The organism is Chloroflexota bacterium (assembly GCA_020850535.1).
GTDB lineage: Bacteria > Chloroflexota > UBA6077 > UBA6077 > JACCZL01 > JADZEM01.
The window spans coordinates 1-15,961 of record JADZEM010000064.1 but is presented as its reverse complement, the minus strand read 5'-3'; the positions used below and the strand labels follow the sequence as shown (position 1 = coordinate 15,961).

The following is a 15,961-nucleotide window of genomic DNA, read 5'->3' as shown; positions in this document are numbered from 1 at the left end:
GGCCCGGGCACATCCTACACTCGCGAGATGCTCAGCATCCGCCTCCAAGACCCGACGTTCGGCGCTACCGGGGCGGGCCGCCCCGGCCAGGGCCGCCGCCAGGGCCGCTGGTCACCGTGCCGGCGTTGGTCACCGAGCCCGCCACCGTGAAGCTCGTGGACTGCGCGCCGTCCGTGTACGTGCCGCCGGTGTACACCCCGTCGGTGGCCACGCCCGTCGAACTGCCGCCCGTCTGCACGACGTAGGTGACGCCACGCGCGAGCGCCGGGCTGCTGACCACCAGCGTCTGGTACGCCTTGGCCGGCGCGAACGTCAGCAGCTCGCTTCCGTCAGCCGCGCCGATGTGCACCAGCGTGCCGGCCGGCTGGGAGGACGCGAACCCGATCAGCACCGAGGGCTGGGTCGAGGAGGTGCTCGGGGCCTGGGCCATGCCAGCGCTGCCCGCCGCGACCAGCGTGCCGCCAGACAGGTTGAACGTGCCGTCGTAGTCGAGGGCCCCGTCGTTGCGGGCTGTCGGGCCGTGGACGACGACCGTGCCGCCGGTCATGTCGATCGAGCCATTGGCGTCGATGCCGTCCGTGCCAGAGTCAATCGTCACCGACCCGCCGCTGATGGTGAGGTGGTACTGCGAGGCCGTCGCGCCGAACAGGTTCTGGCCCGGCCAGCCGCTCTCGGCGTCGCCGCCGGCCGCGTTCAGGCCGTCGTCACGCGAGGTGATCTGCATCCGCCCATCGGCGATGGTGATGCTGGCGCTCTCGATCCCCTCGTTCGACCCGCTGATGATGATCTCGCCGCCGGCGATCTCCAGCGACGTGTCGGCGTGCATGCCGTCGTCGCCGGTCGCCAGCAGGAGCGTGCCGCCCCGGACGGTCACGTTGCCGTTGGCGTGCACGGCGTCGTCGGCGGCGTCCACCGAGATCAAGCCGCCCGTGATGGTGACGCCCACCGCGCCCTTGATCCCCTTGGCGCTCACGTCGTCGCTGGGTGCGCCGGCCGCGCTGCCGCCGCCGGCGGTGATGACGAGATCGCCGCCGCTGATGGCGACGTTCGTCTCGGCCTGGATGCCATCCTCGCGCGCCGTCACCTGGACCGTGCCGGCCGAGATGGTCACGGCACCCTTGTCGGGGTCTTCGTCGTTGCTGGACTTGAGGCCGTCCTTGCCGGCGTTGACGACGATGCTGCCGCCGTCGATGCGGAGGCTGTCGCGGCCCCGGATGCCGTCCGCCACGGACGTCACGGCGAGGCTGCCACCGGCGATCTTGAGGTCGTCCTTGCTGGCGATGCCGTCGTTGTAGCGCGCGTGAACCACCAGCGAGCCGCCGCCGTCGATGGAGAGATCGACCGTGCTGTAGAGCGCAGCGTTCGCCTCGTCGGCCCCGGCCGGCGTGGACGGGCGCGAGGCCGCATCGGCGAGGTAGTTCTGGCTGCCGTCCGCCAGCACGACCTGGACCGCCTTGGCCGAGGTCACCGAGATCGGCGCGCCGGTCTTCGAGGTGATGCCGGCGCCATCCAGGATCAGTTGCACGGTGTCCGACTTGCCGGCCGCCACGACGACCTGCCCATCCTCGACGCTGCCGGTCAGGCGGTAGACGCCGCCGGCCGAGATGGTGACGGTCGTGCCCTGCACGGCAGCCCCGGCCCCCTCGACGAGGATCTGCTGGCCCAGGGCGATGGTCGTGGCCGAGGCCGCGGGGGCCGCCGACGCGCTGGGCGACACGGTGACGGTCGTCGCTGGCAGGGCGGCGGTCTTCGGGAGGGCAGCCGTGGCCGGCGACAGGACGGCAGCGCCCGGGGCCGTGGCGGCGATCGGCGCTGGCGCGGTCGCCTGGGGGGATAGGGGCCGGACGGGCGCACAGGCGGTCGCGAGGACCGTCACGAGCGCCGCGATACTCAGAGCGGTTGAGGTGAGGCGATTCATCGTCATCATCGTCTTTCAGGTGAGGAGGTGAAGCGCCGCCGTCTACTGACGGCCGGCGCGTCGTCTGCTAGCAGGATCGCACCCGTGGCTGAAGTTGCCGCTGGGGGAAGCTGACCCTTTCCTGAAGACGCCGCATGGCCCTCACGCTGAGAGGTGCTGAGATGGAGTCGCTGGCGCCGCATCGAGGCCGGCGGATCGACATGTCACCACATGTCGATCCGCCGGCGGTCACGATCTTGGTCACCTCGTTCCAATCATCGCACTTCAGGTGGACGAAGCAGTCACCCGAGCCATCATCCTCGTGGCCAAACACGCGCACCTTGAGCTGACTGCTGGGATTGGGCATCTCCACGGTCGTGCCGAGCACCACCTGCTCACCCGTGCCAATGCTGCCTGCGTGAAGCAACGGCCAGGTGTTCGCGGGCTGCGCGATCGCATTGATGCCAACGTCGTTCAGCCAGGCGTAGAAGGCAAGCTCGCCGTCACCCGCGAGGCCACCGTCGCCGTCGTCGGTCACCCAGATCTTGGTGAACGTCACCTTCACATACCGCTTCTTGGTCGTGAATGTGCCCGCTTGCGTGGAGGTGTGACCGTCCTGGTCATGAGCCTGTATGACGTAGTGGTACTGCGTGCTCGGACTCAGATCGGAGAGGACACCGCTGAGCTGCGTGCCCGGCAGGATACCGAACACGCTCGCAGCAATCGGCTTGCCGGTGAGCGTGCCGTCGGGGTTCGGGGGCTGGGTGCTCGCCTGGATCGAGATCATCGCCGGCTCGTTCGTCTTGATGAAGAAGTCGGCGTAGGTGCCATGCGGCCCAAGCTGCGACTGCGTGATGCATTGGATCAGGCAGCCAGGGTCAAGCAGCACCTTCGGTTTGGTGACCACCGTGACCGGCGGCACGCCGAGCATCTGCCCGCCGGCGGTGGCGAACAGCGCGAACGTATAAGTGTGGCAGCAGGCGACGGTCAGCGGCTTGCCCGTGCCAGCCGCGCCGGTCAGCGCGGTGATCTGCCATTGCGGATCGGACTCTGTGTGATACCGAACGTTCGCCACCACAGGCCCGCCGCTGGACCAGGTCACGTGGACAACCCCGGACGTGCCGCTGTCCAACACCAGGCTGCCGGGCGTCACCGAGAGGGTCGGATTGGCCGCGTCGGCCGGAGCGGACGGCTGCCCCACCACGAGCGCCAGCGCCACGACGAAGGCGGCCACGGTACGGACGCAACGGCCCGCCGGTCGTCCGGCGCCCCAGAGAACATTGCTGCCCGCGAGCTTGTGTCGCCGCGTGTCGCCAGTACGAACGTGCATCGTAGCCTCCCATGGCAGATCGACGCGCCACCATCTGCTGTCGCGCGGCATCAGGGGAGACGCGTGAGCCGTGGACAGGCCGTGGAGCCCGTGCAGGTGGATCGGCCGACCGGGATTCCGGAGCGCTCGCCAGCGCGGGAGCGCCAGCAGTAGCAGCGCTGGTCCCGCCTCGTCGCGACCGACTGGCCTCTTCGCCGGCTCGGTCCGCCCTTACGATAGGTCAGCCGCTCGCAGGTGGCTGTCGGTCTGCACAGCCCCGGCGTGTTGTCCGCCTGACACGCGACCACGTGCGCCCCCCTGTCCCGAGCGCTCCCAGGTCGGTTCCGCTCGGTCCGCTCCGATGCCGCGAACGGGTGCTCCGTCGCGTTCCTCATGCGAGCCGGTGCACGCAGGTCGATCCCCTCCGCTGGCGCGCGCCTGCCTTGCCGGCGGATAAACGGGGGCGGCCGGCGTCGGTCACGGCCGGCCGCCCGAATCTGCACGACCAGGGAGCGTGGGAGTCATGGCGAACGACGACAAGAGCCCGATGTACGAGCGCGGCGCAGCGACCATGAAGGCGATTGGTAACGCGGCGCCCGGGCCGGGCCGCAATCGGTTCCCGAACCTGCCGCCGGAGCAGGCTGACGACGTCCAGCGGAAGCTCGTCGAGTTCTGCTTCGGGGACACCTGGGGCCGCGAAGGCTCGCACATCGACCTGAAGACGCGGCGCCTGCTGACCATCGCGGCGCTGGTGTCGCAGGGGAAGGAGCGTCAGCTCAAGGGGCACATCGGCGGGGCGCTGAACCAGGGCATCACCCCGGAGGAGATCACCGAGGCCATTGTGCACCTGATCGCCTACGTCGGGTTTCCGTCCGGGCTGACGGCGCTGGAGATCGCCAACGAGGTCTTTGCGGCCCGAAAGTAGCAGCACGCACCCGGCCATTGGCCCGCCGGGTGGCTGTCTCCTGCTGCGATGCCCCCTCCTGGCATGCCTCGTCCGTCTCCTGGAACGAGATGTGTACGGTCTCGACGGCACATCGCGCAGAAGACGACGACCTGCCTGGAGGGGTCATGCCTGGGGACGCCCGAACGCGGGCACAGCCGATCTGCCGCAACTGCGACCGGCCAGCGCCAAAGCTGGGCCGGCTCAGCATCGTCCGGCCCAGCGGCGAGCGCGTGGTCCTGTTGATCTGCCGCTTCTGCTACCAGCAGTTGACGCGGACTCCCCGCCCGCGTCGTCCGCAACAGGCTGATGAGCGCCGACCCGGCGAACCACCTGCCTGAACGAAGCTCAAGCAGGCGGATCGCTAGTCCGTCGTGCGAAACAGGCGGGAGCGGCGTGGGCGGGCCTGGACGTAGGTCCGCTCCACCACGGCATCCGATGGCGGCGCGAGGTTGCGCTCGGCGGGGTGGGCCAGCGCCACCTCCGGATTGAACTCGATGCCGAGGCCCGGCCCGGTCGGCACCTCGATCTGGCCGTTGGTGATCTTGAGCGGCGTCGCCAGGTCGTAGCGCCAGGGGACGTCGTCCTCAAGATGCTCCAGGATCAGACAGTTCGGGATCGACGCCATCAGGTGCACCGCCGCCGCCTCGGCAATCGGCCCGTTCGAGCCGTCGTGCGGGGCCACGCCGATATAGTGCGCCTCGGCCATCGCCGCGATCTTCTTCATCTGCATGAAGCCGCCGGCCCGGCCCATGTCCGGCTGCACCACGTCCACGATCTCCCGCTCGATGATCTCGCGGAAGCCCCAGAGGTTCGAATAGCGCTCGCCGGCCGCCAGCGGCACGCTGATGCCGGCCGAGACCTTCGCCAGCGCGTCTACGTTCTCCGGCGGGACCGGATCCTCGTAGAAGAGGACGTCGTACTCCTCAAGCTCCTGGCCGACGCGGATGGCGTCCGGCACGCTGTACCAGGGCGGCCCGTGCACATCCGTCATCAGGTCGACCTCGTCGCCGAGCGCCCGCCGAACGTCCCGGATCAACTGCACGGGCGATTCGAGGCGCGAGCACTTCAGCGCGTCGAACCCCCGATCCCGTAGCTCCTGGGCGCGGTCCACGTTGCCGGCGTGGGCATAGACGCGGACGGTGTCGCGGATGCGCCCGCCGATCAGGTCGCAGATCGGCTTGTTGACCGCCTTGCCCAGAATGTCCCAGAGGGCGATCTCGATGCCGGTCATCGCGCCGCCGCCGACCACCCCGGTGACGCCGTGCCCCATCTGCGCGATGAACATCTTCTGCCAGATGCGCTCGATGCGGCCCGGATCCTCGCCGACGATCACGCCCTTGAAGTCCTCAACGGCCTGCTGGATAACCCGCGGCCAGCCGCTGGCCTCGCCAATGCCGGTGATGCCCTCGTCAGTGTGGACCTCAACAATGCACCAGTTGCGCGCGGCCCATCCGCCAGGGCGGTACGCCGCGACCAGGTAGGTCTTGACGTCGGTGATCTTCATGCGTTCATGGCTCCAGGCGACCGGCCATCGGCGCCGGTGCGCATGGCCCGGAAGGCTACCGATGGTGTGCAGCGCGGTCAAGGCTCCACAAGGCATCCGGGCGCCCCGCAAAATCCTGCGCCGCGGCCATCGGGCGCCCCACTGAGACGTGACGGTTGCAGGCTTCCCCGCCCCTCAGCATACTAGTAACGAGCGTGTTTGCAGACACGCTCGATCGGTGTGTTTGCCCGCCACGAATGTACGCGACAGTGACAGTCGCAGAGTGAGGCGCCTACGACGATGCATAGCGCACGGTTGAGTCGACGTACCGTTCTTCGCGTTGGACTGGGGCTGGCTGCGCTCCCCGCGCTCTCGGCTGTCGTTGCTGCATGCGGTCAACAGGCCTCGCCGGCCGCCGCCCCTGCGAAGCCGGCCGACAGTGGCGCCGCAAGCAGCAAGCCGGCTGACAGCAAGCCGGCGGCTCCCGCCGCGGCTGCGCCGGCCGCCCCGGCAAAGGCTGGCGGCGGCGAGATCGTCTACCTGAACCAGTCGCGTGGGCAAGCCAAGGCGATGGAGGCGCTCGCGACGCGCTACACTGAGCAGACCGGTGTGAAGGTCACCATCGACTCGCCCGGGCCGACAGACTATCCGCAGAAGCTCCAGGCTGCCGCCAACGCCGGCAACATGCCAGACGCCTACTACGACATCGGCGCGGCTGACATGTCGCCGTACTACAAGGCGGGATGGGCGCTGAACCTGAAGCCCGAGATGGACAAGGGCTGGAGCAAGAACTTCGCCCCAGGTCTGCTCGATTTCGACGAGTACCTGCCAGACAACCCGGCTGGCGTGCCAGCGGGCATCTACAAGGCGTCCTGGGAAGTCAACACCTACGGGACGCTGTACAACCCGGCGCACCTCGAAAAGGCTGGCCTTGACCCGAAGAAGGCCCCGGCCACGACCGCCGAGATGCTCGACATGATGAAGGCGATCAAGGCGAAGAACATCGGGCCGTTCGTGGTGCCGAACACCTACATCCCACGCTTTGTCGAGTCGTTGGCCTCCAACTGGCTGACGGATCAGGAGATCGACGCCACCCGGGCGGGGAAGGCGTCGTACAAGGCGGACGCGTGGAAGAGCGCGCTTCAGTACTTCATCGACATGCGCGACGCCGACGTCATCTTCAATAAAACCCTGAACCAGACGGCTCCGGACAACGAGAAGTCGTTCTTCAACGTGCAGGAGGTTGCCCTCTTCTGGACGAGCGTCGTCTCGATCCCCGTCCAGGTCACGACGGCGCCAGACTTCACGGCCTACTCGGCATTCCCGCTGCCGAAGATGCCCGGCGGCAAAATGGACCCGCGCACGTTCGGCGGCACCGGCAAGAATGGCGTCGTGAACGCCAAGGGCAAGAACGTCGATGAGTCCCTGAAGTACATCAAGTGGCTGACGGAGAAGGAGCAGGAGATCACCTTCATGGAGATGGTGCCGCTGGTTCCGACGAACCCGGCCGCGCTCGATCCCCAGAAGGTCTCACCGCAGCTAAGCACCTTCGCCGGCCTGATCGACAAGGTCTACAAGGCGAAGAACCCGATGAAGGGGCCGATTGTCGAGGCGTTCATGAAGGGCGTGCAGTCGATGCTGCTCAAGGAGAAGACCGTCGAGCAGGTGATGGACGACCTGGAAAAGGCACAGAAGGAGTAGACATGGCTGTCGCGGCCCAGACGAGGGTCCGCCCGCGCAGCCGGACCGCTCAGCGTGCGATCACCGGGTACCTGTTTCTGCTGCCCGCCCTGGTACTGATGGCGCTGTTCACGTTCTACCCGTTCGCACAGGGGCTGACGCTCAGCTTCCAGGAGTGGGATGGGGTAGGGCGGAACACGCCGTTCGTGGGGCTGGCGAACTATCAGCGCGTCCTGGCCGACACGATCTTCTGGGTCTCGATGGGGAACGCGGCGATCTTCGGTGTGGTCGGGTTTGTGCTGGGCAACATCCTCTCCCTCGGGATGGCGGTCGCCGTCAACAACGTGCGGCGTGGCGCGACGTTCTACCGGGTGGCCTACTACCTGCCCGGGGTCTTCTCGGTGGTGGTGGTGGGGATGATGTTCGCCTGGATTCTCCAGGGGTCCATCGGCATCCTCAACCGGGGGCTGGCGGCGGTCGGCCTGGAGTGGCTCCAGAACCGTTGGCTGACAGACCCTGGCACGGCCCTCCCGAGCGTGGCGCTGGTCTACGTCTGGTACCACTGGGGTTTCGGGTTCCTGCTGTTCCTGGCGGGGCTTCAGGGCGTCGCCCGTGAGCTGTACGAAGCGGCCTCCATCGATGGGGCCGGGGCCTGGGCGCGCTTCCGCTACATCACCGTGCCCCAGCTGATGCCCGTCACCACCATCGTCAGCGTGCTGACGCTGCTGGGCGCCCTCCAGATCTTTGGCACGGTCCAGGTGCTGACGAACGGCGGCCCGGGCTACCTCACCGAGGTGCCGACGCTCCGGATCTACAAGGAAGGCTTCCAGTTCCACCGCTTCGGGGTGGCGGCAGCCATGTCAGTCGTCTTTGGGGCGATCCTGATGTCGCTGGCGCTGCTCCAGATCTGGATTGGACGGCGCGCGGACGGCGAGGCGGAGTGAGATGGCACACACAGATTCGCTCGCCACCGCCACCGTCACCCCGGAGCACGCGCACGAAGGAGCCTCGGCTGCAGGGCGCATGCTCCGATTGCTCGGGCAGGTCGCCTTTCACGTCCTGTTGCTGGCTGTCGCGTTCATCGCGCTCTTCCCGATTGTCTGGATGCTCGTCGGCTCGATCCAGACCGTGCAGGAGCTGTATCGGGGGGTCACGTTCTGGCCAGCCGTGCCGCAGTTCCAGAACTACGTCGTCGCCTGGACAAAGGGCGGCTTCAGCGTCTACCTGCCGAACAGCGTCTTCTACTCGGCAGTCTGCGTCCTGGCGATCCTGCTGGTCGCCAGCATGGCTGGCTACGCGCTGGCGCGCATCGAGTTCCCCGGGCGCGGCGTGGTGCTGTTCCTGGTCATGGCGATCATCATCGTGCCGCTGCCGGCGACGTTCATCGCGCTCTACAAGCTGCTGGTCGATATCGGGTTGGCGAACACCCGGACGGGCTACATCGTGGCGCTGGTGGCAGGCGGGCTTCCGATCTCGATCTTCATTTTGCGCGGCTTCTTCATGCGGCAGCCGAAGGAGCTGGAGGACGCCGCCATTCTGGACGGCTGCAACGCGTTTGACGTCTTCTGGCGGGTGATGCTGCCGCTGGCTCGGCCCGGCCTGGCGGCGGTGGCAGTCATCGAGTTCCTGCGGATCTGGAACGAGTACCTCCTGGCCCTCGTGATGTTCAACAGCGAGATGCTGATGCCGGTCCAGCGTGGGCTGACGAAGTTCGTGTCGTCGGACACGCCTGAGCAGCACATCCTGCTCGCCGCGACGGCGATGGCCGTGCTGCCGGTCATCATCCTGTACACGGTGGCGCAGAAGAGCATCATCCAGGGGATCATGGAAGGGGCGGTCAAAGCGTAGCGCAGGAGCGCTCATCCCGACTGCGCAGGTTGACACCCCGTCGGACGCCCGATACCCTCCCTAGCGGACACATGAGGGAGGGGCATCCGATGCCGTCACTTGCGTTTGGCGTTCACCTGATCTCTCGGGGCGAAGGCGACCCCGCCACCACGCCATTTCCCAGCCACAAGGTCATGCTGGAGGACGGCATCCGGGTGGAGCGGCTCGGCTTCAACGCCATCTGGCTGCCAGACCACTTCTACTTCGAGCGGCCGTCCGGCATCGAGACGTTCCCGGACGTCTGGACCCTGATGACGGCCATCGCCGTCAAGACCGAGAAGGTCAAGCTCGGCACGAACGTCATCGCCGCCACGTTCCGCCACCCGGCCCTGCTGGCCAAGATGTTCGCCGCCTTGCAGGAGCTGTCCAATGGCCGGGCGATCCTGGGCCTGGGCGCGGGCAACCAGATCAACGAGCACACCGCGTTCGGCCTGGACTTCCCGCACCGCATCGGCCGGTTCAAGGAGTACCTGCCGATCCTGACCGGCCTGCTCAACGGCGAGACGGTGACGTTCGAAGGCAAGTACTTCCAGGTCGCGAACGCCAGCCTGCGGACCGTCGTCGCCCCCGAGGTGCCGCTCTGGATCGCGTCGGGCGGCCCGCAGATGTTCGGCCTCACCGCGAAGTACGGCAGTGGCTGGAACATGGCCGGCGGCGGCACCGATCCGGCGATGGTCAAGGAGAAGTACGACGGCTTCGCGGCAGCCTGCGCGGCGGCCGGCAAGAACGTCAAGGACTTCGAGGTCTGCAAGATGTCGTTTGTGGGGGTTGCGCCCGACGCCGCCGCCGCGAAGGCGATGGCCGACGAGCTGGCGACGGCCAGCAACCTGACGCCCGAGCAGCTGGCCGGGCGGATGGTGGTGGACACCCCGGACGGCATCGCCCAGCGGCTGCAGGCGTACACCGACATCGGCGTGAACCACCACATCTTCTCGGTGGCCCCGACGTCGCAGTTCCCGAACTACTGGGACGCCTTCGAGCTGCTGACGAAGGACGTGATGCCGCGCATCAAGGGGTAGGGCGCGGGTGGTGGGCCGTAGATCGAGGGTCGTGGGGGACGACCCTCGCTCCTACGACCCACCATCCCCGACCCTCGACCCACCACCCGCGCTGTCAGGCGTCTGGCGCGTACTGCCCGATCAGCTCCCGCGGCAGCCCGGCCGCTTCCAGGTTCGCCGAGAGCGCCTGCCAGTCCCCGTCGTAGAAGGGGATGCCGCTCGCCTTCCGCTTCTGCTCCTCGCGCCACTCCAGCTCGCCCGGCAGCAGCACCTCGCTGAAGCCCTCGGCCGGCTTGATCGACTTCGCGTCGCGCGTCAGCTTGTCCACCTGCGCCGCGAAGACCTCCCGGCTGCTGAAGAACTCCGGATCGATGGCCAGGAAGAAGAAGGCCTGCCCGCCAACCTCCGGGTCAGGGTTGCTCTGCTGCACGTCCAGGCCGAGCGTCGAGCCAGACAGCGCGCCCGTCAGCAGGTCTACCAGCACGGCGATGCCGTACCCCTTGTGGCCGCCGAACGGCATCAGCGAGCCCTTCAGGCCAGCCGCGGGGTCCGTCGTGGCCTTGCCGTCGGCGTCCACGGCCCACCCGAGCGGGATCGACTGGCCGCGCCGCGCCGCCTTCGCCAACTGACCCGAGGCCACCATGCTCGTGGCGATGTCCAGCACGATGGGCGGCCCGTCCTTGCCCGGCGCAGCATAGGCGATCGGGTTGGTGCCGTGCAGGCTGCCGGCCCCGCCGAACGGCGCGACGTGGGCTGCGGCGTTACACATCACCAGCCCGAACATCCCCTCCGAGAGGGCCATCGCCGCGTACGCCGACGCCGCGCCGAAGTGCGCGCAGTGGACCGTCGTCACCGCGCCGATGCCGTACTGCTTCGCACGGCCCATCGCCGCGCGCATCGCGTGGGCCGCGATGACCGGCCCGGCCGCGCGGTTCCCCTTGTAGACTGCCGCAATCGACGACTCGCGCAGCGTGATGATCTCGGCGTTCGGCTGGGTCTGGCCGCGCTTGACGCTGGACGAGACGCCCGGCAAGATCGAGACGATGCCGTGGCTGTCCAGGCCGCGCAGGGTGGCGAACATGATGGCGTAGGTGCAATCCTGCACCTCGCGCTCGGAGAAGCCCAGGCGCTGAAAGACGGCTTCGCACAGGCCCTGGGCGCGATTCGCGGGCATGGTGGGCACGGTGGAGACTCCTTCACGGTCACGATTCGCGCGCTGGCACGCCGTGGCCGGGCGCCAGAACGGCGGGCGACCTGTCCAGCGTGCCAGGAGCGGCTGAGTCTGGCCTCGACGGCGCAGCACCGCGAGACGGCGCGCGCTGGGCGGCCTGAACCGCCCGATATTGTGCATCATCGCTCAGCCGAGCGCGGCGGCACGAGACATCCGCCCGCTTCCTCCGTCTCACCTCCATGAGGAGGCAGCCACGCCGAGCACGCGACGGCGAGGCCGCCAGCTCGCCGCGGGAGCCTGCCGAATGCCCACCCCACTGACCCGACTGGCGACGAGACTGGTGCTGCTCGCCGTGCTCGTGGCCATCGCGCTGCCGCTGCTGCCCGGCGAGGTGGGCGGGAGCGCGGGGGCCGCGGGGGCCGCCCTGGCGCAGCCCGGCCCCGACGACGACGATGCGGATGACGACCGCGCGGCCGTCCGCTCCGAGACGGCCACCCCCACGCCCACCGCGACCATCACCCCGACGCCGACGGTCACGCCGACGCCGACCCCGCCGCCGCTCCCCAGCCGCGACTGGCGGAAGGTCGGGTACGCCTCGGTGGTGGACGGCCAGTTGTACGATCCGTTCTGCCGGCCGCTGCGCTCGGCCGGCTCGAACGTCCCGAACCTGATGTTCCGTGAAGGCCTCCGCGAGAACCTGGAATGGATGCGCCAGCACCAGATCCGCTGGATGCGCGTCATCGCGACGGGCCACGGCCAGCCCCAGCGCATCCCCGAGGCCGTGCCGGGGGTCGTCGAGCAGCGGCTGGCGACCCTCCTGCGGGAGGTCGAAGCGTTCAACGCCGCCCACCCGCCCCAGGAGGCCGTCTACGTCCTGGTCAGCCTGACGGACTACTACGAGCCGGGCGTCCCCGGCGACCAGTACGGCTTCGACCACCCGAACTGGTGCAACGCCCGGGTGCTCAACGCGCCCTGGTACCGGCGCGGCCACCTCCGCTACTCCTTCGAGCAGGAGTGCGGCGGCGGCAAGCTGACCGACGCCCCCAACTACGAGGTCCACTTCAAACCGTGGGTCGAGCGGCTCGTGGCGGCCGGCGCGCGCAGCCCGGCCCTGCTGGGCTGGCAGCTCGGCAACGAGATGAAGGCGAAGGACAGCAAGCGGAACAAGATCGACGAGGCCTACGAATGGTACGTCGAGTGGACCGCCGACATGACGGACACCATCCGCCGCATCGACCAGAACCACCTGATCTTCGCCGGCGCGCAGTACATGGCCGAGCTGTCAGACTGGCCGTACCGCCCGGACTTCGGCGGCGGCATCAACGAGGACATGCTCGAGGAGTACCGCCAGTACTGGGACACGATGCTGCGCGGCTGCGACCGGTACTGCTGGAACGTCTGGAGCCTGACGGACTACGACTTCCGCCATTACGCCCTCGATGACGCGATGTTCCTGCGCGAGCGCGGTGTGGCCGCCGTCATGACCGAGTACGGCTTCACCGTGGGCACCGCCGAGGAGGAGCAACAGCGCTTCGGCGGGGATCGGCGGCGGGCGCACCGCGAAGGGCTGGCCCGCCCCTGGCAGGATCTGCGCGGAGACTGGCAGCCCCGCAACTGGGGCACGCTGGAGATGGTCGAGCAGACGGGCGTGCAGGGCATCGCGCCGTGGGGCTCGCCAGCGCCGTTCGCAGACGCCGCGCCGTGGATCGACCTGGATGCCCTGCGGGGGATCAGCCTTGCGCGGGAAGGCGACGAGCTGTGGCAGATCTGGCGGCAGATCGCGGCCAACCTGGAGCTTGGCGCGACGACGCGCGGCATCTCCGCCGACTGCGCCGCCTACCAGTCCGACTGACGCCGGCCGGGACAACCCTGGCGGCCCTGGCGCACGTCACGGCCGGCCCCGGCCGCCGTCACCCCTTGCCCGGACGGCGTGGTCCCCTGCCCGAATCCGTGGACAATGATGCGCGCCGCGTGTGCACTGCCGCAGGGTCTTCTCGCCGTCGTGCATTTCTGCTACCCTCGTTTTTACGCTGTTCAACGTATTGACGCCGCGTACACGGCGGGGTGACGATGACCTCGTGCGTGCAGGTGTGCCGCTCACACGCCTGCACGCGGCACTCTGGTCAGCATGGCGCTGAGTGTTCGGGAGGCCGCAGGTGAACCGCACAGCTCGATGGGTCGCTGTCTTCGGGGTCGGCGTGATCGTCGCACTCGGTGTCGCCTTCGTGCTGGTGAGCGTCGCCGAGCGTCAGCAGGAGGCTCGCCAGCTCACGTACAACCGGCTGGTCGAGATCCCACAGGGCGAGCCTGACCCGGCCGTCTGGGGCCGCAACTTCCCGCAGCAGTACGAGGACTGGCTCCGCACGCTCCAGACCAGCACGTTTGACGATTACAGCAAGTACGGCCGGTACGGCGGCTCTGAGGCGTTCAGCCGCCTGGACAAGTACCCGGACTACCGGAAGATCTTCGCCGGCAACGCGTTCGCCGTCGAGTACAACGAGGATCGCGGCCACGCCAACGCCCTCAACGATATGCTCGCGATCAAGCGCCTGGGCGATCAGAAGCCTGGGGCCTGCATGACCTGCAAGAGCCCGCAGGTGCCGCAGTTCATGCAGCAGTTCGGCACGGACCAGTTCTACTCGACGCCGGTCAAGGACCTGGTCGAGAAGCATGGGTTCAAGCACTCGGTCTCGTGCGCGGACTGCCACGACGCCACCACGATGCAGTTGAAGCTGACGCGGCCGGCGTTTGTGGAGGCGATGTCCTCGCGGGGGATCGACGTCTCGAAGGCCTCACGCCAGGAGATGCGGTCCTACGTCTGCGCCCAGTGCCATGTCGAATACTACTTCTCTGGGCCGAACAAGGCGGTGGCCTTCCCCTGGAAGAACGGGCTGAACATCGAGGCCATCGAGAAGTACTACGACGACATCAACTTCTCGGACTGGAGCCACGCCGAGTCGAAGGCTCCGCTGGTCAAGGCGCAGCACCCGGAGTTCGAGCTCTACTCGACGAGCGTCCACGCACGCTCGGGCGTGGCCTGCGCGGACTGCCACATGCCGTACACCCGCGTCGGCGCGGCCAAGGTGTCGAGCCACTGGGTCAACACGCCGCTGGCGCACGTCAACACCTCCTGCACGACGTGTCACGGGCAGCAGTCTGAAGAGACGATGAAGCAGCGGGTCTACGCGATTCAGGATCGGACGTTCTCGTCTCTGGGCCACGCGGAGAAGGCGATTGTCGCGGCGATCGACGCCATCAAGGCAGCGGCCGACGCAGGCGTGCCGGACGAGAAGCTGACCGAGGCGCGCTCGCTGCACCGCAAGGCGCACCTGCGCTGGGACTTCATCAGCGCCGAGAACAGCATGGGCTTCCACAGCCCGCAGGAGGCCGTCCGCATCCTGGGCGATGCGACGGACTACGCCCGTCAGGCTGAGCTGTCCGCCTACAAGGCGATGATCGAGCAAACACAGCGCGCCAGCACCCGCTGAGCGGGCGAGGAACGATCATGCTTCGGATGCGGTTCGGCACGGTGTTTCCGCTCGCCGTTGTCGCGCTGGTCGGCATCGGCGTGGGGCTCAGCGCGGTCACGTTCGTGTACGCGCGCGGCTACTCGTACCTCTTCGACGATCCACAGGCCTGCATCAACTGCCACGTCATGCGCGAGTACTACCAGACGTGGCAGGTCTCGGCGCACCGGCAGGTGTCGTGCAACGGCTGCCACACGCCCCACGACCTGGCCGGCAAGTACCTGGTGAAAGGCGAGAACGGCTTCGTGCACGCCTGGGTCTTCACGTTCAGCAACCCGCAGAACATCCAGATCCGCGAGCGCAGCCGGGCGGTGGTGGAGTCCAACTGTGTGGACTGCCACCGCGAGATGATCGGCAACACGTTCCTGGACCCTGGCCACGAGAGCAAGAACCCGTTCCGGTTCTTCATGGTGGAGAAGGCCGAGGAGCGCTGTACGGTCTGCCACGCCAGCGTGGGCCACGTGCTGCGCTGAGGCGAGGGTCGTGGGTCGTAGGGGGAGTGTGACCGCGGCCACGCTCCCCGTGTCACCCTGAGCGCAGCGAAGGGCCTCACCCGCTGACGCGAGCGTTGACGGTCAGCGGGTGAGGCCCTTCGCTGCGCTCAGGGTGACAGAGGATGTTGCGCGCGTGCACCGACGCGTCCGCGCGCGTCAGAGAGGAGGCGGCCACGCTCTCTCGCCCCACGCCCCTACCCTGAAACCAGGGCGATTGCATGTTGATGTCGTCGTGCCGCCGCGTCGGGGCTTGAAAGCCCCGCCTACACTCCTGCAGTCGCTGCGCGACGCGCCAGTCTCACCAGTCCCTGTCCGTTCCCGGCGGCCGTCGCGCAGCGACTGAATGACTGTAGGCGGGGGTTTCAACCCCCGACCGACCGTTCCATGATGCTTCGGGGACACCAATGAACAGGCAATCGCCCTGATGCTGCTACCAGTGCAATCGTATGTTGATGTCGTCGTGCCGCCGCGTCGGGGCTTGAAAGCCCCGCCTACGATCCTGCAGTCGCTGCGCGACGCTCCAGTCGCACCAGTGCCGGCCGTTCCCGGCGGCCGTCACGCAGCGACTG

General features: G+C 68.1%; 12 protein-coding genes. 8 read left to right on the top strand and 4 right to left on the bottom strand.

Going from position 1 to position 15,961, the window contains the following annotated elements; genetic code table 11:
• Positions 1-64: 64 nt before the first annotated feature.
• Complete coding sequence (locus IT306_09560; GenBank protein ID MCC7368659.1) at positions 65-1,918, bottom strand: carbohydrate-binding domain-containing protein; 1,854 nt, start codon at positions 1,916-1,918, stop codon at positions 65-67.
• A 67-nt stretch (positions 1,919-1,985) separates the two neighbouring features.
• Positions 1,986-3,131: a fibronectin type III domain-containing protein gene (locus IT306_09555; protein MCC7368658.1), complete on the bottom strand. Its 1,146-nt coding sequence runs from the start codon at positions 3,129-3,131 to the stop codon at positions 1,986-1,988.
• Positions 3,132-3,777: 646 nt separating this feature from the next.
• Here IT306_09555 and IT306_09550 point away from each other — a divergent pair.
• A complete protein-coding gene (locus tag IT306_09550) occupies positions 3,778-4,131 on the top strand; it encodes a carboxymuconolactone decarboxylase family protein (protein MCC7368657.1) in 354 nt (117 codons plus the stop codon).
• A gap of 382 nt (positions 4,132-4,513) precedes the next feature.
• Here the strand turns inward: IT306_09550 and IT306_09545 are convergent, their stop codons facing one another.
• Positions 4,514-5,656 (bottom strand): mandelate racemase/muconate lactonizing enzyme family protein, encoded by a 1,143-nt coding sequence (locus IT306_09545; protein ID MCC7368656.1) that lies wholly within the window; start codon positions 5,654-5,656, stop codon positions 4,514-4,516.
• A 294-nt stretch (positions 5,657-5,950) separates the two neighbouring features.
• On the opposite strand from IT306_09545, the gene IT306_09540 reads away from it, so the two are divergent.
• From IT306_09540 to IT306_09525, 4 genes are all read left to right on the top strand, one after another.
• Positions 5,951-7,336: an extracellular solute-binding protein gene (locus IT306_09540; protein ID MCC7368655.1), complete on the top strand. Its 1,386-nt coding sequence runs from the start codon at positions 5,951-5,953 to the stop codon at positions 7,334-7,336.
• Positions 7,337-7,338: 2 nt separating this feature from the next.
• Positions 7,339-8,259 (top strand): sugar ABC transporter permease, encoded by a 921-nt coding sequence (locus IT306_09535; GenBank protein MCC7368654.1) that lies wholly within the window; start codon positions 7,339-7,341, stop codon positions 8,257-8,259.
• 1 nt (position 8,260) lies between these two features.
• Positions 8,261-9,163 (top strand): carbohydrate ABC transporter permease, encoded by a 903-nt coding sequence (locus tag IT306_09530; GenBank protein MCC7368653.1) that lies wholly within the window; start codon positions 8,261-8,263, stop codon positions 9,161-9,163.
• Positions 9,164-9,252: 89 nt separating this feature from the next.
• The gene (locus tag IT306_09525; protein MCC7368652.1) at positions 9,253-10,221 is read left to right on the top strand and encodes an LLM class flavin-dependent oxidoreductase; all 969 of its coding nucleotides are present in this window, start codon (positions 9,253-9,255) and stop codon (positions 10,219-10,221) included.
• A gap of 94 nt (positions 10,222-10,315) precedes the next feature.
• Here IT306_09525 and IT306_09520 read toward each other — a convergent pair whose 3' ends face one another.
• Entirely contained in the window at positions 10,316-11,383 is a 1,068-nt protein-coding gene (locus IT306_09520) for an Ldh family oxidoreductase (GenBank protein MCC7368651.1), read from the bottom strand.
• A gap of 292 nt (positions 11,384-11,675) precedes the next feature.
• Here IT306_09520 and IT306_09515 point away from each other — a divergent pair, with 292 nt between their 5' ends.
• From IT306_09515 to nrfH, 3 genes are all read left to right on the top strand, one after another.
• Positions 11,676-13,223, top strand: a complete 1,548-nt coding sequence (locus IT306_09515; protein MCC7368650.1) for a hypothetical protein — start codon at positions 11,676-11,678, stop codon at positions 13,221-13,223.
• Between the two features lie 346 nt (positions 13,224-13,569).
• Complete coding sequence (locus IT306_09510; GenBank protein ID MCC7368649.1) at positions 13,570-14,859, top strand: ammonia-forming cytochrome c nitrite reductase subunit c552; 1,290 nt, start codon at positions 13,570-13,572, stop codon at positions 14,857-14,859.
• A 17-nt stretch (positions 14,860-14,876) separates the two neighbouring features.
• Positions 14,877-15,371 (top strand): cytochrome c nitrite reductase small subunit, encoded by a 495-nt coding sequence (gene nrfH / locus IT306_09505; GenBank protein ID MCC7368648.1) that lies wholly within the window; start codon positions 14,877-14,879, stop codon positions 15,369-15,371.
• Positions 15,372-15,961: the final 590 nt, after the last annotated feature.